At 71.9% G+C, this 22,184-nt stretch carries 17 protein-coding genes; 5 read left to right on the top strand and 12 right to left on the bottom strand.

Annotation, left to right across the window (positions count from 1 at the left end; all coding sequences use genetic code 11):
- On the bottom strand, positions 1-883 hold an 883-nt coding region (locus ABD811_RS31335), incomplete at its 3' end, for a GumC domain-containing protein (RefSeq protein ID WP_344954963.1).
- Positions 880-2,085: a glycosyltransferase family 4 protein gene (locus ABD811_RS31330; RefSeq protein ID WP_344954961.1), complete on the bottom strand. Its 1,206-nt coding sequence runs from the start codon at positions 2,083-2,085 to the stop codon at positions 880-882. The genes ABD811_RS31330 and ABD811_RS31335, both read right to left, overlap by 4 nt.
- A 198-nt stretch (positions 2,086-2,283) precedes the next feature.
- On the opposite strand from ABD811_RS31330, the gene ABD811_RS31325 reads away from it, so the two are divergent.
- A complete protein-coding gene (locus ABD811_RS31325; protein ID WP_344954959.1) occupies positions 2,284-3,414 on the top strand; it encodes a DUF1972 domain-containing protein in 1,131 nt (376 codons plus the stop codon).
- A gap of 139 nt (positions 3,415-3,553) precedes the next feature.
- Here the strand turns inward: ABD811_RS31325 and ABD811_RS31320 are convergent, their stop codons facing one another.
- Both ABD811_RS31320 and ABD811_RS31315 read right to left on the bottom strand, forming a co-directional pair.
- The gene (locus ABD811_RS31320; RefSeq protein WP_344954957.1) at positions 3,554-5,185 is read right to left on the bottom strand and encodes a PQQ-binding-like beta-propeller repeat protein; all 1,632 of its coding nucleotides are present in this window, start codon (positions 5,183-5,185) and stop codon (positions 3,554-3,556) included.
- Between the two features lie 157 nt (positions 5,186-5,342).
- Positions 5,343-8,450, bottom strand: coding sequence for a LamG-like jellyroll fold domain-containing protein (locus tag ABD811_RS31315; protein WP_344954955.1), 3,108 nt, complete (start codon positions 8,448-8,450; stop codon positions 5,343-5,345).
- A 326-nt stretch (positions 8,451-8,776) separates the two neighbouring features.
- On the opposite strand from ABD811_RS31315, the gene ABD811_RS31310 reads away from it, so the two are divergent.
- From ABD811_RS31310 to ABD811_RS31295, 4 genes are all read left to right on the top strand, one after another.
- Positions 8,777-9,385 (top strand): DUF4352 domain-containing protein, encoded by a 609-nt coding sequence (locus tag ABD811_RS31310; RefSeq protein ID WP_344954953.1) that lies wholly within the window; start codon positions 8,777-8,779, stop codon positions 9,383-9,385.
- 76 nt (positions 9,386-9,461) lie between these two features.
- Complete coding sequence (locus ABD811_RS31305; protein ID WP_344954951.1) at positions 9,462-11,270, top strand: right-handed parallel beta-helix repeat-containing protein; 1,809 nt, start codon at positions 9,462-9,464, stop codon at positions 11,268-11,270.
- Positions 11,271-11,429: 159 nt separating this feature from the next.
- Positions 11,430-12,785, top strand: coding sequence for an O-antigen ligase family protein (locus tag ABD811_RS31300; RefSeq protein WP_344954949.1), 1,356 nt, complete (start codon positions 11,430-11,432; stop codon positions 12,783-12,785).
- A gap of 22 nt (positions 12,786-12,807) precedes the next feature.
- The gene (locus ABD811_RS31295; RefSeq protein WP_344954947.1) at positions 12,808-13,407 is read left to right on the top strand and encodes a dTDP-4-dehydrorhamnose 3,5-epimerase family protein; all 600 of its coding nucleotides are present in this window, start codon (positions 12,808-12,810) and stop codon (positions 13,405-13,407) included.
- A 52-nt stretch (positions 13,408-13,459) separates the two neighbouring features.
- On the opposite strand, the gene rfbD is transcribed toward ABD811_RS31295, so the two are convergent.
- From rfbD to pth, 8 genes are all read right to left on the bottom strand, one after another.
- Positions 13,460-14,305 carry a dTDP-4-dehydrorhamnose reductase gene (rfbD, locus tag ABD811_RS31290; RefSeq protein WP_344954945.1) on the bottom strand — a complete coding sequence of 282 codons (846 nt, stop codon included), beginning with the start codon at positions 14,303-14,305 and terminating at the stop codon, positions 13,460-13,462.
- Entirely contained in the window at positions 14,302-15,291 is a 990-nt protein-coding gene (gene rfbB / locus ABD811_RS31285) for a dTDP-glucose 4,6-dehydratase (RefSeq protein ID WP_344954944.1), read from the bottom strand. The genes rfbD and rfbB overlap by 4 nt, the downstream gene beginning before the upstream one ends.
- Complete coding sequence (locus ABD811_RS31280) at positions 15,288-16,355, bottom strand: glucose-1-phosphate thymidylyltransferase (RefSeq protein ID WP_344954942.1); 1,068 nt, start codon at positions 16,353-16,355, stop codon at positions 15,288-15,290. The genes rfbB and ABD811_RS31280 overlap by 4 nt, the downstream gene beginning before the upstream one ends.
- A 175-nt stretch (positions 16,356-16,530) precedes the next feature.
- Positions 16,531-17,793, bottom strand: coding sequence for a sulfate adenylyltransferase subunit 1 (locus ABD811_RS31275; protein ID WP_344954995.1), 1,263 nt, complete (start codon positions 17,791-17,793; stop codon positions 16,531-16,533).
- Between the two features lie 47 nt (positions 17,794-17,840).
- Positions 17,841-18,755, bottom strand: coding sequence for a sulfate adenylyltransferase subunit CysD (gene cysD / locus ABD811_RS31270; protein ID WP_344954941.1), 915 nt, complete (start codon positions 18,753-18,755; stop codon positions 17,841-17,843).
- A 91-nt stretch (positions 18,756-18,846) separates the two neighbouring features.
- Positions 18,847-19,665, bottom strand: a complete 819-nt coding sequence (locus ABD811_RS31265; protein ID WP_344954940.1) for a 3'(2'),5'-bisphosphate nucleotidase CysQ — start codon at positions 19,663-19,665, stop codon at positions 18,847-18,849.
- Between the two features lie 159 nt (positions 19,666-19,824).
- Complete coding sequence (locus ABD811_RS31260) at positions 19,825-21,303, bottom strand: sugar transferase (RefSeq protein WP_344954938.1); 1,479 nt, start codon at positions 21,301-21,303, stop codon at positions 19,825-19,827.
- A 247-nt stretch (positions 21,304-21,550) separates the two neighbouring features.
- The gene (gene pth / locus ABD811_RS31255; protein WP_344954935.1) at positions 21,551-22,126 is read right to left on the bottom strand and encodes an aminoacyl-tRNA hydrolase; all 576 of its coding nucleotides are present in this window, start codon (positions 22,124-22,126) and stop codon (positions 21,551-21,553) included.
- Positions 22,127-22,184 lie beyond the last annotated feature (58 nt).

Below are 22,184 nucleotides of genomic sequence, written 5' to 3'. Positions count from 1 at the left end.
GCTCCGGCGCGGCGGGCGGCGCGACCGCCTGCTCGCCGTGGTCGGCCGGGCCCGCCGCCGGGACGGGCGCCGTGCGCCGCCGGGCGCGCGGCGAGGCGGCCCGCAGGAACGACACCACGCACGCCACGATCAGGCCGACGGCCAGCCCGATGACGGCGTTGCGCGGCAGCTTGCTCGGCTCGGCCGCGTTGGGGTCGGCGGTGTCGACGAACTGCACGCCGTCGTTGGTGTTGGCGCGGGCCGACAGCACGCCGCTCTCGTCGGTCTGCAGCTTGGTCAGCCGGGTGGCCAGCAGCCGGTAGTTGCGGCTGCCGACGGCCGTGGCCTCCATCTGCTGGGTGACCTGCTGCTGGGTCTGCTGGATGGACTTCAGCTGCTCGTCGAGCTTGGCGAGGTTGGTGGAGACCGTCACCTCCTGGTAGGCGTCCACCACCGCGTTGGCGAACATCGCCGCCTCGCGCATGTCGGACCCCTTGGCCTCGACCAGCACCACGCCGCCGTCGGCCTTGCTGGAGGTGGACACCCGGCCGCGCAGCTGCGCGCTGGTCATGGCCGGGCCGCCCTTGCGCTTGATGATCTCGGTCGCCTTGGTCAGCACGGGCGTGGACCCGGCGAACGCGGCGCGCTGGGCGGTGTAGGTGGCGAAGCCCTGCCCCGAGACCACGCCCATGCGCAGCACGTTGTTCTTGTTGGTGGGGTCGGTGACCGCGAAACGGGCGGTGGCCGTGGCGCCGCCCAGCAGCAGCTGCGTGGCCGCCGCCGAGACCAGCACGGACACGAGCACGATGATGAGCGACATCGTCCGGAAGCGCCACACCGCCTCGACAAGACTGATCTCCGGCGTGGCCGGGACGGAGGCCGGAACGGGAGTCTGGGCTGTCATCGGCTGCTCTGGGTCCTCGTGGGATCGGATGGGGGGACGTCGGATGCGGGCGCGGATGCGGCGGCGGATCCGGGCGAGGTCAGGGCGCGTACGGCGGCGCGCAGCTCGCGATGGTAGCGGTCCTCGCCGAAGCGGTGGGCGGCGTCGGCGCGGGCCCGCTTGGCCATGGCCAGGGCGCCGTCCCAGTCGTCCAGCAGGCGGGCGATGCCGTCGGCGAGGGCGGCCGGGTCGTCGGGGGGCACCAGCACGCCGTTGTCGCCGTCGCTGACGATCTCGACCAGCCCCTGGGTGGCGCTGGCCACCACGGGCCGTCCGGCCAGCATCGCCTCGACCGCGACGTTGCCGAACGGCTCGACCCGGGACGGCACGACCGCCACGTCGGCGGCGGCGAACGAGTCCCACACCGAGGGACGGAAACCGGCGAACTCCACCGCACCGTCGTCACCGGCCAGGGTCCGCAGCTCCTCCTCGAACCACTCGTAGCCGGGGAAGACGTTGCCGACGAGGGTCAGCGTCACGTCGTGGCCGCGCTCGCGCAGCAGCCGGACGGCGCGCACCGCCACGTCCGACCCCTTGCGCGGCGACAGCCGTCCGACCAGCGTGACCCGCACCGGCGCGTCCAGGACGGGCCGCGGCTCGGTGACCTGGGCCGGGTCGGGCTCGGCCACGCCGTTGTAGATGATGCGGGCCCGGCGGCCGACCGGCCCGAGCGCCGCCGCGCTCGCCCGGCTGTTGACGACCACCGACCGGGCCAGCCGCAGCGGCATCGCCAGCGCCGCGCGCACCGGGCGGGGCACGCCCTCCTCGGCCTCGTGCACGTGGCACAGCGCCGGGACGCGGGCGAGCCGGGCCGCCACCAGCCACAGCGGGATGGTGACGGTGTTGACGTACAGGGCGGCGGCGCGGTCGCGGCGCAGCAGCCGCACGGCGCGCGGCAGCGCCCGCACCGACGCGGCCGTCAGCCGCAGGATGCCGACCGGCGACATGTACGCCTTGCGCAGGACGGGGACGGGCAGCACGACGACCTCGGCGCCCGCGTCCCGCAGCGGACCCGACAGCGGCCCGTCGGCGGGCAGGGTCACCACCACGCGTCGTTCTGCCGCCAGCGCCCGGACCGACTCGACGAGCATGCGGTCCGAACCGTAGAGATCGGGCGACGGGTGCGCCAGCACCACAACAGATCTCTCGTCACCCTCGTCCACGGCCCCCTCCTTCCGGCGCCGGTGCACCCGGCAACCGTTGTCGCGCCACCCACAGATTAACCGGGCTTTACTTACAGGACGCGCGAGATGTCCGCTCGCCTTACGCTGGCCTGATCAGACATTGCGGTTCTACGACCGCGGCTGGATCTCGGTTCAACAAGGTAATGCTCAGGCAGGGGGTCAAGGGTGCGCATCGCCATGGTGGGGACTCGCGGAGTTCCGGCGCGCTACGGCGGCTTCGAGACCGCGGTGGAGGAGATCGGGCGTCGCTTGGCCGCCTCCGGCCACCAGGTGACGGTGTACTGCCGGGGCGAACGGCATCCCGAGCGGGAGTATCTGGGCATGCGGCTGGTGCACCTGCCCGCGGTGCGCGCCAAGGTCGCCGAGACGCTCAGCCACACGGCGCTGTCGGTGCTGCACGCCTCGACCCGGCGGATCGTGCGCCGCGGCCCCGACGTGGCGCTGGTGTTCAACGCCGCCAACGCGCCGATGCTGCCGATGCTGCGGGCGCTGCGCGTCCCGGTGGCCACGCACGTCGACGGGCTGGAGTGGAAGCGCACCAAGTGGAGCGGCTCCGGGCAGCGCTACTACCGCACCGCCGAGAGCCTGGCGGTGCGCTGGTCGGACGCGCTGATCGCCGACGCCCGCGGCATCGAGGACTACTACCGGGAGCGCTTCGGCGCCTCGTCGGTGTTCATCCCCTACGGCGCGCCGATCCTCACCGAGCCCGACAACGCCAAGCTGGCCGAGGCGGGCTACGAGCCGGGCGGGTTCCACCTGGTCGTGGCCCGGTTCGAGCCGGAGAACCACGTGCATCTCGCCGTCGACGGCTACCGGCGCAGCAAGGCCAAGCATCCGCTGGTGGTGGTGGGTTCGGCGCCGTACTCCGACGCCTACACCGCGCAGGTGAAGGAACTGGCCGGGGACGACCCGCGCATCACGTTCCTCGGCGGCGTCTGGGACCAGGACCTCCTCGACGCCCTGTACGCGGGCGCGCTCACCTACATCCACGGGCACTCGGTGGGCGGCACCAACCCGTCGCTGCTGCGGGCGATGGGCGCCGGCGCCTCGGTCGTGGCGTTCGACGTCAACTTCAACCGCGAGGTGCTGGGCGAGGAGGCCGGCCGGTTCTTCACCGACCCGCAGGACCTGGCCGCCGAGATCGAGGCCGCCGAGAACGACCCGGGCGCGGCCGCCGACCGGGGCGCGGCGGCGCGCAAGCGGGCCTCCGAGCACTACGTGTGGGACGACGTGGCCGCCGCGTACGAGCGGCTCTGCGAGGATCTGCTCGCACGCCGGCTGACCCGCAAGACGATCCGCGGTAAGTGACCCCGCCGTGGCCGATTCCGGTCACGTGAGCGGGCCGTCAGCGGTCACGTGAACGGGCCGCGCGCCGAGGGGCGACCCCCGGTGCGCGGCCCGTCGTCGTTCATACGGCCCGTTCATACGGCCCGTCAGGCGGTGCGCGTCACCTCGTCACCTCGTTGGACGCGGCGCTGGTCACGACGTTGCCGAGCGGGTCCTTCACGCGGATCTTGTAAGTGTGCTTGCCCTTCGGCGCCTTGGTGTCGGTGAAGGACAGGGAGGGCTTGGTCCAGAACGTGGACGCCTTGCTCACCGTGCCGACGGGGGTGGTGCCGTTGTCCCGCAGCACCTCGTAGGTGAGGTTGTTGTTGTCCATGTCCCAGGTGGCCTGCCAGGACACCTTGACGCCGCTCACGCCCGCGACGGCCTTGGGCGCGGCGAGCTCGGCCTTCACCGGGCCGGACTTGTTGGGCGCCTTGGCCTTGACCGCGAACCGCACCAACCCCTGCTGCGCGACGCCGTTGACGCGCGGGAACTCACCGCCCATGGCGACGTACTCGGAGTTGCCCGTCACCGCCCACGCCGCCTGGGACTGGCCGGTGAACGTCCCCGCCGTCAGCGTCGGGAACCAGTGCAGCAGGCTCGGCACCGGCTGCCTGCGGTAGTTGCTGTTGGAGCCGGGAGGCGCCTGGTCCTTGCCGGTGGCGTAGGTCGTCTCGGCCAGGGCGCGGTGCCACGTCGACGGGGTCGTCTCGGGGAACGCCCCCAGGGACGAGCAGTCGTGCGCGTGCGACACGCTGTAGAGCGACTTGCCCTGGGCGAACACGCCGTACGAGGCGCCGTAGCAGTTGTCCAGCCACACCAGCTCGCCGTCGGCCGCCTTGGCGGCGAACCGGCCGTCGAACCAGTGCATCCCCTCGCCGTTGGCCGAGCCGTACACGGTGTCGCCCGACACGAACAGGTCGGTGACGTAGGAGAACCGGCTGCCCTGGCGCGTGGGGATGGGACGGCTGGTCCAGGTGGCCGTCGCGCCGGTGGTGGCGTTGACCGCGCCGATGCCGACCTTGGTCGCCCCGTTGATCTTCTGGAAGCGGCCGCCGATGAGGACGCGGGTGTTGCCCGGCGCCATCGCCATGGCGAACACCTCGTCGTCGTCGGCGGTGGGACGCCAGGCGTCGACCAGCGAGCCGTCCGACGCCTTCACCGCGGCCAGCCGCGTGCGCGACTTGCCGTTGACGTTGAAGAAGTTGCCGCCGAAGTAGACGGTCGAGTTGGTCGCGGCGATGGCGCGGACCTTGTTGGACACCTTGGGCGCGAAGCCGGCCACGAGCTTGCCGGTGGCGGTGTCGAACGCCGCCAGCCGCGACCGCGGCTGCCCGTCCACGGCGGTGAACTCGCCGCCCACGTAGACGCGCTTGCCGTCGGGCGAGCGGACGATCCGCAGGCCCTGGCCGTTGAGCGAGTGCTTGAAGGTGGTGACCAGGTTCCCGGTGCGGATGTCGAACGCCAGGATGTTCTGCGCGTTGACCTCCTTGCTGCTGCCGGCGGCGGTGCCCGGCGGGCGCGCCTTGGTGAACTTCCCGGTCGCGTAGACGGTGTTCCCGACCGTCGTCATGCTCCACACGACGCCGTTGACCTGCCAGGTCGGCAACGGGTCCACGCTGACCGTGGCCGGTGTTCCCGAGGGCGGCGCGGTGTCGGCCGCCGCGGGCAGGGCGGACGCGCCGAGCAGGACGGTCGAGGCCGCGACGGCGGTGGCGGCGGCACGACGACGTCGAAGCGAAGGACTTGTCACGAGTCAGTTCCCTTGCCAAGTGGCCCCTGTGACCCCTGCGGTCACTTCGATCCGCAGATCGTAGTGCGGTCCCGCAGGGGACACGGCGGCAACGTACGAAATTGTCACCATGTCAGGAGGTGACGTGCCGATATGACGATCTGTCAGGCGGCCGCCCTCACTCCGCGGCCTGCGCGGTGAAGTCGTCCACCGACAGGACGATCGGGGCGTTGGTCGCGCTGCCCGCGAGCTGGGAGCGCAGGCCGACGCCGCCGGACGTCTGCAGCCCGTCGGTGGAGTCGGTGCCGGTCACCTGCCAGTCGGGCTCGGCGGCGCCGTCCGCCCACACCTTGGCGCTCAGCGTGGTCGGGGCCGAGCCCGTCACACGCAGGCGCAGCCGCAGCGGGGTGTTCGGCGCGTACGTCAGGCCGGGGATGGTCTGCTCGGCGCCGATGACGGTCTCGCTGTTGCTGGAGTTGGTGCGGCTGATCTGCAGCGAGACGACCCCGGACGGCCGCAGCCGGACACGCGCCCGGTAGTCGCCCGCGCTGGAGACGCGACGCCCGGCCAGCCAGACGTAGACGCCGTTGCCGGTGCCCTCCTTGTCGACCGACAGCTTGACCGTGGCGTCGGTGCCGGCGGCCGACACGTTGTTCAGGTAGGCGCCCATGGACGCGCCGGCGGTGGCGAGCGTCATCCGCCCGGCGCCGCCGCTCACCGACAGGCCGCTGACCGTGCCGACGCCCGACCATGGGCCGCCGGTGTCGGCGGTGCCGAAGCCGCCGCTGCCGACGGTGCGGTCGAAGGCGTCCGAGGCGACCGTCTGCGAACGGACGGTGACGGTGCGCAGGGCCTCGCCGGTGGCGCCGTCGTCGTCGGTGACGGTGAGCTTGACGGTGTGCTCGCCGGGGGTGGTGAAGGTGTGCGAGGCGTTGGCGCCGGTGCCGGTCTTCCCGTCGCCGAAGTCCCAGGCGTACTGGGCGATCGTCCCGTCGGAGTCGCTGGAGCCGGTGGCGTCGAACGTGCAGGTCATCCACTGGCAGTCGGCGGTGAACGCGGCCGTGGGCGGCTTGTTGGGCACGACCGTGCCGAGGCCGACGCCGTGGTGCAGGGCGACCTGCTGGGCGGTCAGCACCCGCGGGTACACCGCCACCTCGTCGAGGGTGCCGGCGAGGAAGTTGCTCGTCGGCCGGTTCGGCCAGGAGCCGAGGTTGTCCCCGCCGACGCGCCAGTAACCGGAGATCTTCTCACCGTTCTTGGCGCCGGCGTCGGCGCCGACCTGCGTGCCGTCCACGTACAGCCGGATCCCGGCGGACGAGTCGAGCGTGCCGACGATGTGGTGCCAGCGCCCGTCGTTGAGCCCGGCGCCGCTCTGGATCGTCACGACGGACGTCGCCGGCTTGACGCCGAACACGACGCGGCCATCGTTGGTCATGTACAGGTGCCGGTCGTAGGCCGTGCTGGTGCCGCTGTTGCGGTTGCCGTAGCCGATGATCTTGCCGCCGGAGGTGCTGGTGGTCTTGACCCACGCCTCCAGGCTGAAGTCACCGGGCGCGGGCACGGCGGCCGTGCTGGACGTGCCCGTGGACGTGCCGTTGAACGTCATCGCCTTGTCGGTGTCGTTCTTGATGGCCCCGGCCTGGCCGCGCGTGACCCCGGACTGGAGCGTCAGGTCGTACGGGCCGGCGTGGTCGTAGGCGGGGCCGCTGCCGCCGTCGCCCAGGCGCCAGTGGTCGGCCGCCCCGTCGTCGGCGATCGCCTTGGCGTACGCGCTGGGCGTCGCGGACACACCCGTCACCGCGTTGGACGCGGCACTGGTGACGGCGTTGCCGAACGGGTCCTTCACCCGGACCTTGTAGGTGTGCGACCCCGAAGGCGGGGCGGGGTCGGTGAACGCCGCGTTCGGCATGTTCCAGAACGTGGACGCCTTGGTGACGCGGCCGATCGGCGTGGTGTCGTCGTCGCGCAGCACCTCGTAGGTGAGGTTGTTGTTGTCCATGTCCCAGGTCGTCTTCCAGGACACGCGGATGCGCCCGTCGGGCAGCGCGGTCGCCTGGGGCGTGCCGAGGTCGGCGTCCTCAGGGCCCGCCTTGTTGGGGGCCTTGTCCTTGACGGCGAACCGCACGAGACCCTGCTGCGCGACGCCGTTGACGCGCGGGAACTCACCGCCCATGGCGACGTACTCGGAGTTGCCCGTCACCGCCCACGCGGCCTGGAACTGGCCGGTGAACGAACCCATCGCCAACGTCGGGAACCAGTGCAGCAGGCTCGGCACAGGCTGGCCGGAGTAGTTGCTGCCCGCCCCGGGGGCCGCCTGGTCGGTGCCGGTGGGATAGCTGGTCTCGGCCAGCGCGCGGTGCCACGTCGTCGGGCTGGTCTCGGGGAACGCGCCCAGCGAGGAGCAGTCGTGCGCGTGCGACACGCTGTAGACCGACTGGCCCTGGGCGAAGATGCCGTAGGTGGCGCCGTAGCAGTTGTCGAGCCACACCAGGTCGCCTGTTTCGGCCTTGGCGGCGAAGCGGCCGTCGAACCAGTGCCACCCCTCGCCGTTGGCCGAGGCGAACACCGTGTCCCCCGACACGTACAGGTCGGTCACGTACGAGTAGTTGCTGCCCGACCGCGTGGGGATCGGGCGGCTGCTCCAGGGGGCGGACGCGCCGGTCGTGGCGTCCACGGCGCCGATGCCGACCTGCGTCGCGCCGTTGAGCGTCTGGAAGCGGCCGCCGATGAGGACGCGGGCGTCGCCGGGCGCCATCGCCATGGCGAACACCTCGTCGTCGTCCGCGGTCGGACGCCAGGTGTCGATGTTCGAGCCGTCCGACGCCTTCACCGCGGCCAGGCGCGTGCGGGACTTGCCGTTGACGTTGAAGAAGTTGCCGCCGAAGTAGACGGTCGAGTCGGTCGCGGCGATGGCGCGGACCTTGGACGACACCGTCGGCGCGAAGTCGGGCACCAGGTCGCCGGTGGCGGTGTCGAACGCCGCCAGCCGCGACCGCGGCTGCCCGTCCACCGTGGTGAACTCGCCGCCCACGTACACGCGCTTGCCGTCCGGGGACGCGACGATGCGCAGCCCCTGGCCGTTCAGCGAGTGCCGGAACGAGGTCACCAGGTCGCCGGTGCGGATGTCGAACGCCACGATGTTCTGAGCGTCGACCTCCTCCGAGCTTCCGGCCGCCGTGCCCGGGGGACGCGCCTTGGCGAAGTTGCCCGTCGCGTAGACGGTGTTGCCGACCGTCGTCATGCTCCACACCACGCCGTCCACCTGCCAGGTGGGCAACGGATCCACGCTCACCGTCGCGGGCGTGCCCGCGGGCGGCGCCGTGTCGGCGGCCGCCGGAACGCCGGCAACGGTCGTCGACGCGAGGACCCCCGCAGTCGCGACGGCCGCAACGCGGCGCAGGAGACTTCTCATTGGACGCAACCCCTAGTCGTTCTGCCCCGTGGCACTGCCGGCTCCGAAACCCCGTCAGTTGCCATAAGTCGGCTGTTCATCATTGCCGCTCTTTTACACTGTTGGCCAGTCCAGGGGATCTGCTCCGCCTCCAGCACGCCCCGCTCCACTGGCCGGCGTCCGTGCACCCCCCGATCCGCGATGCCCGAGGAGATAGCCGCATGCCCCGTTCGGTTTCGCGTCCGTCCCGGCCGATCCGGCAGGCACGCCGCGTGGCCGGTTCCGGCCTGACGCTCACCCTGGCGTTCGCGCTGGCCGTGACCGGATGCTCCGGCGACGAGAAGAAGGCCGACAAGCCCGGCCCGCCGCCGCCCGCGCCCAGCCAGCAGTCCGAGTCGGAGGCCAACGCCGCGCCCGGCGCGCAGAGCATGCGCCTGTCGCAGGGCCTGCGCAAGCCGGTGACGTACGACGACAAGATCACCGTGCAGGTCACCGGAATCCGCAAGGTGCGCAACCAGAACAAGGGTCCGGGCGAGATGACCGGCCGCACCCTGACCATCTTCACGCTGCGCTTCACCAACGGCTCGCCGCGCCCGCTGGACCTCAACCAGGTGCGGGTCGTGGCGCGCTACGGGGCGAAGGGCACGCAGGCGAGCCCGACCTCCTACGCCAACCTCAACGACTTCTACGGGACGGTGGCGCCGGGCAAGACCAGGTCGGCGTCCTACGCCTTCGACCTGCCCAGCACCGGCTACGGGAAGGTCGTGCTGGGCGTGAAGTTCAGCGAGACGCACAAGGTCGCCCTGTTTACGGGCGCCATAGAAACCTGACCGGGCCGTAATGGTCGCCTTCCGGTAGCGGTCACACCCGCCTCGACTGTCACGCCGACCGGCTAGGGTTCGCGCTATGACCGGCAGCAGCACCCGCAGGACGTGGATCATCAGGGCGGCGGCCCTGCCGGCGGTCGCCGCCGTGGCCGTCCTCGGCTGGCTGGTGCCGCGCGGCGAACAGCCCGCCGGGACGGTCGCGAGCACCGCCGGCGCCGCCCAGGTCGGCAGCACCCGCTACCCGGCGCCCGACGGCGCCCTGTACGTGGCGCCGTCCGGGCGCGACTCGGCGTCCGGCGAGCGCGACGCGCCGCTGCGCACCGTCGGCGCGGCCATCCGCCGGGCGCGTTCGGGCGGCACCGTCGTGCTGCGCGGCGGCACCTACCACGAGTCGGTCACCATCCCCGCCGGCAAGAAGCTGACCCTCCAGGCCTATCCGGGCGAGGCGGTCTGGTTCGACGGCAGCTCCCCCGTGTCCGGCTGGGTCAAGCGCAACGGCGTGTGGGCCGTCGACGGCTGGACGGCCAGGTTCGACTCCACCCCCGGCTACACCAAGGGCGCCGCCCCCAGCAGCGACGACGACTTCCGCTTCGTCGACCCCGGTCACCCCATGGCCGCCCACCCCGACCAGGTGTGGATCGACGGCGTCGCGCAACGGCAGGTCGAGTCGCGCGCCAAGGTCAAGAGCGGCACGTTCTACGTCGACGAGGGCGCGCGGCGCCTGTACGTCGGCACCGACCCGCGCGGCCGGGCCGTGCGCGCCAGCACCCTCGCCGAGGCCATCACCGTGCGCGGCGCCGGGTCCACGCTGCGCGGCATGGGCGTGCGCCGCTACGCCACCTCCATCCCCCAGATCGGCATGGTGAAGGTCGTGGCGCCCGACGTCACCGTCGAGAACGTGGCGGTCACCGACTCGGCCACCACCGGCCTGAGCGTGCTGGCCGCGCACGCCCGCGTCCGCCGCGTCACCGCGACCCGCAACGGCATGCTCGGGGTGCACGCCAACCACGCCGACGACCTGCGGCTGGAGGCGGTGCGCGCGGCCTCCAACAACACCGAGCACTTCAAGCCGTCCCCGGTGGCCGGCGGCGTCAAGATCACCCGCTCCCGCAAGGTGGCGCTGGTCGGCGGCGCCGCCGTCGGCAACCGCGGCAAGGGCCTGTGGCTGGACGAGTCGGTGTACGACATCACGATCACCGGCAACCGCATCGCCCGCAACAGCGACCACGGCATCTCCATCGAACTGAGCGCCAAGGCGGTCGTGGCCGACAACGTCGTCCTCGGCAACGGCGGCGACGGGCTGCGGCTCAACGACAGCGGCGACGCGCAGATCTGGAACAACACGCTGACCGGCAACGGCCGCACCGTCCACCTGGTGCAGGACCGCCGGCGCGCCACCGACCTGTCCACACCCGGCCACGACCCGCGGCAGAAGCTGCCCGACCCGACCGTGCCGTGGCTGGTGCAGAACATCACCCTGAGCAACAACGTCCTCGCCGACGCCCGCGCGGGCGCGCCGTGCCTGCTGTGCGTGCAGGACCACTCCGAACGCCCGCGCAGCGCCGAACAGATGCGCATCACCGCCAACGGCAACGTCTACGTCCGCCCCGGCCGCGGCAGCCCCTTCTTCACGATCGTCTGGCAGCGCGCGGGCAACGCCGCCACCTACGCGACCCTCGACGCCTTCCGAGCCCAGACCGGCCAGGAGAAGAAGGGCCTCGCCCTCGACGACCCCAACGCCGCCGCCCCCGACGGACGGCTCGCCCCGAAGTCGGCCGGACGCGCCCGTCCCACCCCCCTCCCCCTGCCGAGCCGCATAGCCAAGCTCGTCAACCGCCCCACCGGCACCCGCCACACCGGCGCCTGGACCCTGTCCACCCCCAACTGACCGCGCCCCCACACGTCCCGCAGCGGCCGCAAGCCGTGCCGTGACCCGTCGTGTAGCCGGTCACGGTCGTCCGGGGGGCGAGGGTGGATATGCGGCGGTACACCGGGACAGGGTGTGGGCGGTCTTATTCTGAGGACGATTCGTTTTCGGGAGCGGCCGTTGAAGCTTGCCAAGGTGTCCGTTCTGCCGCGTCGGCAGCAGCGGACTGTCGTGCCCAGCGCGGGCTGGTGGGTCGTCGTGCTGCCGCTCGCGCTGATGCTGTCCAGCGACTACAAGCTGCGCAGCCGCGAGGTCGACCAGGCGGTCAGCGGCAGCGCCGACCTGACCGTGCTGGTCGAGATCGCGATGTACGGATGCGCGGCGCTGTACCTGCACCACCGGTTCCGGCTGCGGCCGCCGGCGCGGCGGCCCACCGGGCTGCTGCTGGCCGCGTGGGCGTTCGCCGTCTATGTGGCGCTGACGGCGCTGTGGTCGCCGTACCCGCAGCTCGGCGTGGTGCGCGGTGCGCAGCTGCTCATCACCATGACGGTGATCTACACAGTCGCGACGCGGGCGCAGCCGCGGGACCTGCACCGGCTGGCGCACGCCTTCATCGCGATCGTGCTGGTGTCAGTCGCCATCGGTGTGGTGCATCCGTTCCCGCGCACCTCGCGCACACAGGAACGCTTCAACTGGCTGTTCGTGCACCCCGTCATCGCGGGCGTGTACCTGGCCGTGGCGGTCCTGCTGGTCATCAGCTACCTGGTGCGCCGCGAGCATCCCGAGCACCGGCTCTGGCATCCCGTGGTCTACCTGGGGGCCCTGGCGGTTCTGTCCGGGGCGCTGGTGGCCACCGGCACCCGGGGCGCGGCGCTGGGCTGCGCGGCCGGGCTCGTCGTCCTGCTGGCCACCGCGCGCGGGCCGCACGGCCGGGCCGACGTCATCGTGCTCGGCGCCGCCGTGGCGGTGCTGGCGGCGCTGGCGTTCTCCGACGCCATCATGGCGTTCGTGGCGCGCGGCGAGACCGCCGACAAGCTGCTGTCCCTGAACTCGCGCACCGACCTGTGGGAGCTGGCGATGCGCGCCTACGCCGAGGAGCCGGTGTTCGGGCGCGGGCTGGGCGCCTCCCGGGGGCTGTTCCTGGACGACATCGGGCTGGGCGGCGGCCACAACGCGTTCATCAACGCGCTGGTCGACAACGGCGCGGTCGGCGCCGCGATATTCGCCTCGCTGCTGGTGGCCCTCTGCTTCGTGCTGCTGCTGCTGTGCCGGCACCGTCCGCTGCGGCCCGACGCGGGGCTGCTGCTGGGCCTGCTGGGGTTCTTCGTCGTCGACAGCATGACCACCGAGGGCCTGGCCACCCCCGCCAACGTCTCGGGGATCTGGCTGTTGATCATGGTGGCGTGGACGGAGACGCTGCGCCGGCAGTCCCGGGTCCTGGACGCCCCGCCGCCTGCGGTGGACGCCGCCTCCCCGACGGCGGACGCCGCCCCGGCCGTGGCGGCCGGACCCGAGCGCGCGACGGTCGCATCCTGATGGATGTGGCATTCTTGCGCGTGTGGAACCACTCGGCATCAAAGGCGCGTTCTCGTTCACCCCGAACGTTCACGGCGACCACCGGGGGTCCTTCCACGAGTGGTTCCGGGCGGACGAGCTGCGCGCGCAGGTCGGCCACGAGCTGAACCTCGCCCAGGCCAACTGCTCGATCTCCGCCAAGGGCGCGCTGCGCGGCGTGCACTTCGCCGACGTCCCGCCTGGGCAGGCCAAGTACATCACCTGCCTGCGCGGCGCCATCCTGGACGTGGTGGTGGACCTGCGCGTCGGTTCCCCCGACTTCGGCCGCTGGGAGGCCGTCCGGCTGGACGACCGGTCCCGCCGGTGCCTCTACGTCGCCGAGGGGCTCGGGCACGCGTTCATGGCGCTCACCGACGACGCCACCGTCATCTACCTGTGCTCCCAGCCGTACGCGCCCGAGCGCGAGCACGGCGTGCACCCGCTGGACCCCGACCTCGGCATCGCCTGGCCGCAGGACATCGAGCCGGTCCTGTCGGCCAAGGACGCGGCCGCGCCGAGCCTGACCGACGCGCAGAAGACCGGCCTGCTGCCCGACTACCGGGAATGCCTGGAGTACTACGCCGCGCTCGGCCTGCCGGTCTGACGGGCGCCGCCCCCGACCCGGGCACGCGGCCGGGGCGGCACCCCGGCCGCGGTCAGCGCAGATCGGGCCAGGCCGCGTGCAGGGCCTCGCGCCAGTGACGCATGGGCGACAGGCCCGCCTCCGCCCAGCGGGCGTGGCCGAGAACGCTGTAGGCCGGACGCGGCGCGGGACGCGGGAACCTGTCGGTCGTGGTCGGCTGGACGCGGTCCGGGTCGAGCCCGAGCAAGGTGAACACCTCGCGGGCCAGGCCGTACCAGGTGGTCTGCCCCGCGTTGGTGCCGTGGTAGACGCCCGGCGGCGCGTCCGACGACGCCAGCGCGATGATCTGTTCGGCCAGGTCGCCCGTCCAGGTCGGCTGGCCGTGCTGGTCGTCGACCACCTGGACGGTGTCGCGTTCGGCGGCCAGGCGCGTCATGGTGCGGACGAAGCTGGACCCGTGCGCCCCGTACAGCCACGCCGTGCGCACCACGTAGCCGCGTCCGGTGTCGAGGACGGCCCGCTCGCCCACGAGCTTGGTGCGGCCGTAGGCGCTGACGGGCGCCGGAACGGCGTCCTCGGGGTACGGGCGGTCGCCCCGGCCGTCGAAGACGTAGTCGGTGGAGATCTGCACGAGCGTGGCGTCGACGTCCGCGCACGCGGCGGCCACGGCGCCCACGGCGGTGCCGTTGACGGCCAGCGCGGCGTCCTCGTGCGTCTCGGCGTCGTCCACGGCCGTCCAGGCGGCGCAGTTGACCACCGTGGCCGGGCGGTGGCCGCGCAGGGCCCGCCGGACGGCGTCCGGCGAGCACACGTCGAGGTCGGCGCGGGTCAGGGCGGCGACCTCGTGGCCGTGCGCGCGCAGGCGGTGCACCAGGTCGGTGCCGAACATACCGCCGGCGCCGATGACGAGCCAGCTCACCCGGCGTCCTCCGCGCGCTTCTTCAGCGGCTCCCACCACGCCCGGTTGTCGGCGTACCAGCGGACGGTCTCGGCGATGCCGTCCTCGAACGAGACCCGGGGCGCGTAGCCGAGACGGCGCAGCTTGGCGTCCGACAGCGAGTAGCGGCGGTCGTGGCCCTTGCGGTCGGGGACGCGCTCCACGCGGCTCCAGTCGGCGCCCAGCGCGTCGAGCAGCCGCCTGGTGAGCTCCAGGTTGGTCAGCTCGGCGGTGCCCGCGATGTGGTACACCTCGCCGGGCTCGCCGTGTTCGGCGACCGTCTGGATACCGCGGCAGTGGTCGGCCACGTGGATCCAGTCGCGCACGTTGCCGCCGTCGCCGTACAGCGGGACGGTGCGGCCGTCCATCAGGTTGGTGACGAACAGCGGGATGACCTTCTCGGGGTACTGGTACGGCCCGTAGTTGTTGCCGCAGCGGGTGATGCTGACCGGCAGTCCGTGGGTGCGCGCGTACGCCCGGGCGATCATGTCGCCGCCCGCCTTGGCCGCCGAGTACGGGGAGTTGGGCGCCAGCGGCGCGTCCTCGTCCCAGGAGCCGTCGTCGATGCTGCCGTACACCTCGTCGGTCGACACCTGCACCACGCGCGGGACGCCCGCGTCCAGGCACGCCTGCATGAGGGTCTGCACGCCCAGCACGTTGGTGCGCACGAACTCGCCCGCGCTGGCGATGGACCGGTCGACGTGCGACTCGGCGGCGAAGTTGAGCACCACGTCGTGCCCCGGCACCACCTCGGCGAGCAGGGCGGCGTCGCAGATGTCGCCGTGCACGAACGTGAAGCGCCCCTCGACCGGTTCGAGGTTGGCCAGGTTGCCCGCGTAGGTGAGCTTGTCCAGCACCGTCACCTCGGCGCCCGCCCACGCGGGATAGCCGCCCGACACCAGCTCGCGAACGTAGTGCGAACCGATGAACCCGGCCCCGCCGGTGACCAGTATCCGCCGGGCCCTCATTTACTGATCTGCACTTTGCTGTGGTCTCCCAGGACGAGACGGTGTGCCCTCGGCACGGGGGGAGCGGGCGTCACCCGTGCCTGCCTTCCGATGAGTGAGACCTCGATGCGTCCCACCCCGTCAATGGACGCGCCGCGCAGCACGATGGAGTACTCGATCTCGCTGTCGATGACCGCGCAGTCCCGGTCGATGGAGGTGAACGGGCCGACGTAGGAGTCGCGGATGACCGCGCCGGGACCGATGATGGCGGGGCCGACGACGCGCGAGCCGGTGACGCGCGCGCCCTCCTCGACCACCACCCGGCCGATCAGCTCGCTGGCGGAGTCCACCTCCCCGGCCACCGACGGCTCCAGGCCCTCCAGCACCAGCCGGTTGACCTCCAGCATGTCGGTGACGTTGCCGGTGTCCTTCCAGTAGCCGGACACCATCGTGGACTCCACCCGGTGCCCCTGGTCGATCAGCCACTGGATGGTGTCGGTGATCTCCAGCTCGCCGCGCCGGGACGGCTTGAGCCGCGCCACGGCCTCGTGCACCGCCGGGCCGAACAGGTACACCCCGACCAGGGCCAGGTCGCTCTTGGGATGCTCGGGCTTCTCCTCCAGCCCCACCACCCGGCCGTCCGCGTCGAGCTCGGCGACGCCGAACGCGCGCGGGTCGGACACCTTGGCGAGCATGATCTGGGCGTGCGGGCGCTCCCGGCGGAACCGGTCCACCAGGTCGTTGATGCCGCCGACGATGAAGTTGTCGCCGAGGTACATGACGAAGTCGTCGTCGCCGAGGAAGTCCCGGGCGATCAGCACCGCGTGCGCCAGCCCGCGCGGGGCGTCCTGCCGCAGGTAGGTCACCCGCACGCCGAACCGGGACCCGTCGCCGACCGCCTCCCTGATCTCGGCCTCGGTGTCGCCGACCACCACGCCGACCTCGCGGATCCCGGCGTCCCGGATGGCCTCCAGGCCGTAGAACAGCACCGGCTTGTTGGCCACCGGCACCAGCTGCTTGGCGAAGCTGTGGGTGATCGGCCGCAGTCGCGAGCCGGATCCGCCCGCCAGGACGAGCGCCTTCACCGGGCGCTCCGGGCGGCCGGGGACGGGGGGAGGGAGGGTTTCACTGCGGCTCCAGCGCGGCCAGGGACGTCAGCGACGTCGGTGACGTGAATCTGACATCGACATTACCGGGATCTGACATGCGGCGGCCCCGGCCGTCCGGCATCGGACCGGCCGGGGCGCACGCGGGCGCGCGTCAGGACGCGCCGGTGATCATGCCTGCCGCGACGGTGTTGTTGGTGGCCTCGTCGATCAGCACGAACCCGCCGGTCAGCCGGTTGCGCGCGTACTCGTCGATGAACAGCGGCTGGGTGACGCGCAGGCTGACCCGGCCGATCTCGTTCAGCCCGAGCGCGCCGGCCTGCTCGTCGCGGTGCAGCGTGTTGACGTCCAGCCGGTAGTGCAGGTCCTTCACCAGCGCCTTGGCGGTGCGGGTGGTGTGCTTGATCAGCAGCTTGGTGCGGGGCGCGAGCTGCCGGTCGGGGGTCATCCAGCACACCATCGCCTCCAGGTCCTGGGCGACCTGCGGCCGGTTGTTCGGGCGGGCGATCATGTCGCCGCGGGAGATGTCGATGTCGTCGGCCAGCCGCAGCGTCACCGACATCGGCGCGAACGCCTCGGTCACCGGCCCGTTCGGCCCGTCGATGTGGGTGATGGCGGTGGTGAGCCCGGACGGCAGGTGCACCACCTCGTCGCCCGGCTTGAGCACGCCGCCCGCGACCTGCCCCGCGTAGCCGCGGTAGTCGTGCAACGCCGGGTCGGTGCTGGCGTGCGGGCGGATCACGTACTGCACCGGGAACCGCACGTCGATCAGGTTGCGGTCGGAGGCGATGTGCACGTGCTCCAGGTGGTGCAGCAGCGACGTGCCCTCGTACCACGGCATGTTCACCGACCGCTGCACCACGTTGTCGCCGTGCAGCGCCGAGATCGGGATGAACGTCAGGTCGCCGACCGACAGCTTGGCGGCGAACGCGGTGAACTCGTCCACGATCGACTCGAACACCGCCCGGTCGTAGCCGACCAGGTCCATCTTGTTGACCGCCACCACCAGGTGCGGCACCTTCAGCAGCGTGGCCAGGAACGCGTGCCGGCGCGACTGCTCCAGGATGCCCTTGCGCGCGTCCACCAGGATGATCGCCAGGTCGGCGGTGGACGCCCCGGTCACCATGTTGCGGGTGTACTGGATGTGGCCCGGAGTGTCGGCGATGATGAACTTGCGGCGCGGGGTGGCGAAGTAGCGGTACGCCACGTCGATGGTGATGCCCTGCTCGCGCTCGGCGCGCAGCCCGTCGGTCAGCAGGGCCAGGTTGGTGTGCTCCTCGCCGCGGTCGGCGCTGGTGCGCTCGACCGCCTCCAGCTGGTCCTCGAAGATCGACTTGGAGTCGTACAGCAGCCGCCCGATGAGCGTGGACTTGCCGTCGTCCACGGAACCGGCGGTGGCGAACCGCAGCATGTCCATCGTCTTGCCCTGGGGCGCGGTGTCCTGGGCGGTGTCGGTGGCGGCCATTAGAAGTAGCCCTCCTTCTTGCGGTCCTCCATGGCGGCCTCGCTGGAGCGGTCGTCGGCGCGGGTCTGCCCCCGCTCGGTGATCCTCGTCGCGGCGATCTCCTCGATCACCTCGTCCAGCGTGGTCGCGGCCGACTTGACCGCACCCGTGCAGGACATGTCGCCCACCGTGCGGTACCGCACCATCGCCTCGAACACCGGCTCGTCGTCGTCCCGGTTGGCGTACGGGTTGTCGTCCAGCAGCAGCCCGTCGCGTTCGAACACGCGCCGGTTGTGCGCGAAGTAGATGGACGGGATTTCCAGGCCCTCGCGGCGGATGTAGTCCCACACGTCCAGCTCGGTCCAGTTCGACAGCGGGAACACCCGCACGTGCTCGCCCTGCCGGATCCGCGTGTTGTACAGGTTCCACAGCTCGGGCCGCTGGTTCTTGGGGTCCCACTGGCCGAACTCGTCGCGGAACGACACCACCCGCTCCTTGGCGCGCGCCTTCTCCTCGTCGCGGCGGGCGCCGCCGAACGCCGCGTCGAAGCGGTGCTCCTCGATGGCGTCCAGCAGGGTGGTGGTCTGCAGCCGGTTGCGGGAGGCCCACCGGCCGGTCTCCTCCACCACCCGGCCCTTGTCGATCGACTCCTGCACGGACGCGACGACCAGCCGCACCCCCAGCTCGGCCACCCGCCGGTCGCGGAAGTCCAGCACCTCGGGGAAGTTGTGGCCGGTGTCGACGTGCATCACCGGGAACGGGATCGGCGCCGGCCAGAAGGCCTTGGACGCAAGGTGCAGCATCACGATGCTGTCCTTGCCGCCCGAGAACAGCAGCACCGGCCGTTCGAACTCGGCCGCCACCTCTCGGATGATGTGAATCGACTCCGCCTCAAGGACGTCCAGCTGTGACAGCAGGTAATCGCAGCGCTGCATGGTCTGGGGTTCTCTCCACGCTCTCTGGCAGATGCACCGGTGGCCGGGATGACGCCGTCCCCGCGGGTCGGGGGCGGCCGGTCCGGCCGGCTCAGCCCGGCAGGGCCGCGCCCACGTCCCGGATGCCGGTCAGCAGCATCGATGCCGACACGGGGTGACAGACAAGGATATCCGGCAGCCGGGGGTCCTTCTGGTTGTAGCGGGGCGGGGTGCCGTCGACGCGGGACACGTGGGCGCCCGCGGCCAGCGCCACGGCGACCGGCGCGGCCGAGTCCCACTCGTACTGCCCGCCCGCGTGGACGTAGACGTCGACCTCGCCGAGCAGCACCGCGGCGATCTTCGCCCCGGCCGAGCCGATGGGCACCAGCTCGACCTCGGGCTCGACGCGCTCGATCAGCGCGTCCAAGAACTTCGGTGGACGGCTGCGGCTGACCGTGACGCGCAGGCGCCCGGGGTCGGGCTCGGGGGTGCGCAGCGGACGGTCCGGCGTGCCGTCCCACGGGCTGACGAGCGCGCCGTCGGGCGCCGTGCGGAGCGTCACGCCCCGCGCGGGCAGCGCGACGGCTCCCGCGACGAGCTCGCCGGACTGCCACAGCGCCACGTGGACGGCCCAGTCGGTGCGGCCCTCCTCGCCGAACTCGCGGGTGCCGTCGAGCGGGTCGACGATCCACACCCGGTCGGCGTCCAGCCGGGCCAGGTCGTCCTTGCCCTCCTCCGACAGGACGGCGTCGCCGGGGCGGCGCTCGGCCAGCGCGGCCGCCAGGAACTCGTGGGAGCGCAGGTCACCCGCCTTCTTCAGGGCGTCGACGTCGGCGAATCCGACCTCCTCGCGCACCTCCAGCAGCAGGCGCCCGGCGTCCCGGGCCAGCCCGGCCGCCAGCGCGTGGTCATCCCGCGGGCTCTGCGTCATCACTCGCCCATTTCCGGCTCGGCTGATCGGTTGGGTCTCCATTGTCGCCTACCCCGCCTCCACGCCCCGCCCCCGGGGTCGCCCCCTGGCAGACGCAGCTCGCGGGCCCCGGCGAAGGTGAGCGCAGCCCACCGAGCAGGATGCGCCCCTCCCCGCCCGCTAGTACGCGCCGGAGCCGCGGACCACCGCCGACCAGGTCTTCCACAGGATCAGCAGATCGAGGGCGAGCGACCAGTTGTCGACGTAACGCAGGTCGAGCCGGACCGATTCCTCCCAGGTCAGGTCCGAGCGTCCGCTCACCTGCCACAGCCCGGTCAGGCCCGGCTTGACGGCCAGCCGCCGGTAGACGTCGCCGCCGTAGCGGGCGACCTCCTCCGGCAGCGGCGGACGCGGCCCGACCAGGGACATGTCACCGCGCAGCACGTTGAACAGCTGCGGCAGCTCGTCCAGTGAGTAGCGGCGCAGCCGGCGGCCGACCGGGGTGATCCGCGGATCCTGCCTGATCTTGAACAGCACCCCGTCGTGCTCGTTGTGCACCAGCAGCTCGGTCTTGCGGGCCTCGGCGTCGACCACCATCGTGCGGAACTTCAGCACGGTGAACTCGCGCCCGTCGCGGCCCACCCGGGTCTGCCGGAACAGCACCGGCCCCTTGCTGGTGAGCTTGATCAGCAGCGCGACGGTCAGCAGCAGCGGGCTGAGCGCCACCAGCGCGGCCAGCGCCCCCACCCGGTCGAACAGGTCCTTGACGACCTGGCGGCCGCCGTCCAGCTCGGGATGCTCCACGTGCAGCAGCGGCAGCCCCGACACCGGGCGGATGGAGATGCGCGGCCCGGTGACGTCCATCAGCGCGGGCGCCACGACCAGTTCGACGTCGTCGCGTTCGATCTGCCAGGCCAGGCGGCGCAGCGCCACCCCGTCCATCTCCGGGCAGGCCAGCACCGCCACCGAGTCGGCGCCCACCCGGTCCACGACGGTCGCGGCCTGCCGGAAGTCGCCCAGCACGGGGACGCCCTCGACCTCGGTGACCGCGTCCTCGCCCTCGACCAGCGCGGGCGGCAGGCACACCGCGACGATGTCCATGCCGTGGTAGCGCTTCTGCCGCAGCAGGCGGATCAGGTCGGCGACGGACGTGCGGTGCCCCACGGCGACCACGCGCCGCATGCACTCGCCCTCCCAGCGCCGCCGGTGCAGCCACTTGCGCAGCCGGTACCGCGCGACCAGGCCGAGGAAGGTGCCCAGCGGCAGCGCCATCACCACGTAGCCGCGGGCCACCTCGGTCTTCGTGGCGTAGGCGACGATCGCCACGGTGGCGGTGAGGATGAACCCCGCGCGCAGCACACGGTGGAACTCCTCGTAGCCGACGCCGATGTAGCGGGGCTGGTAGGCGCGGCACAGCGCCAGGATCGGCAGCCACGCCAGCGGCAGGGCCACGGTCAGCGCGACGTACGGGATCGTGAACTCGCCCGGCATGCCCGGGAAGCGCAGCACGAACGCGATCGCGCCCGCGACGAGCATGCTGAGGAAGTCCAGGGTGAGCGCACGCCGACGGTACGAGCCCGTCCAGTTGACGGAATGCCCCTGCCGCGGCCCGTCCTTCGCGGACGCGTCCGCCACCTGGACCCTGTCAACGACGGCCATAGACGTCTCACCACCCCTGCCACATGCGCCCCGTAAGACGAGGTCCACCTCGGAGACGGCTGAACGGCCTTTGAGGTTCACATGTGTGCGAACCCCAGATGGCCGCATCTTACGGACGCTTCACCCCGGGCGACTCCCAAAACGGGCGGTCAGCCGCGGTTTTGTTACCCAAGCTAAAGGATCGGCTCACCGCGGGGGCCGAAATAGGTCACCTTTCGAGTGCCATCCCCCGGACGGGCCGCGATGATCAGGACGCGTGGAAAACGTTCTGGGCCGCGCCGAGCCCGTCGGTGAGCAGCGCCTCGACCGCGTCGGCGGCGCGTTCCACGTGCAGGTCCAGCTCCCTGCGCTCGGCGGCCGAGAAATCCTTGAGGACGTACGCGGCCGGATCCATGCGGCCGGGCGGACGTCCCACACCGAAGCGGATCCGCAGGTAATTCCTGTCGCCGAGCGACTTGGTGATCGAACGCAGCCCGTTGTGGCCATTGTCACCGCCGCCCTGCTTGAGCCGTATCGCACCGTAAGGGATGTCCAACTCGTCGTGCACGATAACGATGCGTTCGACCGGTACCTTGAAGAAGTCGCGCAGCCCCTTCACCGGGCCGCCCGATTCGTTCATGTAACTGCGGGGCTTGGCGAGCACGACGCGCTCGCCCGCCAGGCGTCCCTCGACCACCTCGGCGCGTCCCCGGTGCGCCTTGAACCGGCCGCCGACCCGCCCGGCCAGCACGTCCAGCACCATGAACCCGGCGTTGTGCCGGTTGCCCGCGTACGACGGCCCGGGATTGCCCAGACCGACCACGAGCCACGGCTCGGCGCTCACCACCGCACCTCCCCAGCGCGTTTGTCCGACATGATCGTCCGACACACTCGACGGCCCC

The organism is Actinomadura miaoliensis, assembly GCF_039536785.1.
Classification (GTDB): domain Bacteria; phylum Actinomycetota; class Actinomycetes; order Streptosporangiales; family Streptosporangiaceae; genus Spirillospora; species Spirillospora miaoliensis.
This window is presented reverse-complemented; position numbering and strand designations above follow the sequence as displayed.

What these genes read in the sequence shown, in the direction of transcription:
- ABD811_RS31265 (WP_344954940.1), bottom strand. Translation starts at nt 19,665, where the DNA reads ATGACGCAGAGCCCGCGGGATGACCACGCGCTGGCGGCCGGGCTGGCC.
- ABD811_RS31275 (WP_344954995.1), bottom strand. Translation starts at nt 17,793, where the DNA reads ATGGACATGCTGCGGTTCGCCACCGCCGGTTCCGTGGACGACGGCAAG.
- ABD811_RS31260 (WP_344954938.1), bottom strand. Translation starts at nt 21,303, where the DNA reads ATGGCCGTCGTTGACAGGGTCCAGGTGGCGGACGCGTCCGCGAAGGAC.
- cysD (WP_344954941.1), bottom strand. Translation starts at nt 18,755, where the DNA reads ATGCAGCGCTGCGATTACCTGCTGTCACAGCTGGACGTCCTTGAGGCG.
- ABD811_RS31310 (WP_344954953.1), top strand. Translation starts at nt 8,777, where the DNA reads ATGCCCCGTTCGGTTTCGCGTCCGTCCCGGCCGATCCGGCAGGCACGC.
- ABD811_RS31305 (WP_344954951.1), top strand. Translation starts at nt 9,462, where the DNA reads ATGACCGGCAGCAGCACCCGCAGGACGTGGATCATCAGGGCGGCGGCC.
- ABD811_RS31325 (WP_344954959.1), top strand. Translation starts at nt 2,284, where the DNA reads ATGGTGGGGACTCGCGGAGTTCCGGCGCGCTACGGCGGCTTCGAGACC.
- rfbB (WP_344954944.1), bottom strand. Translation starts at nt 15,291, where the DNA reads ATGAGGGCCCGGCGGATACTGGTCACCGGCGGGGCCGGGTTCATCGGT.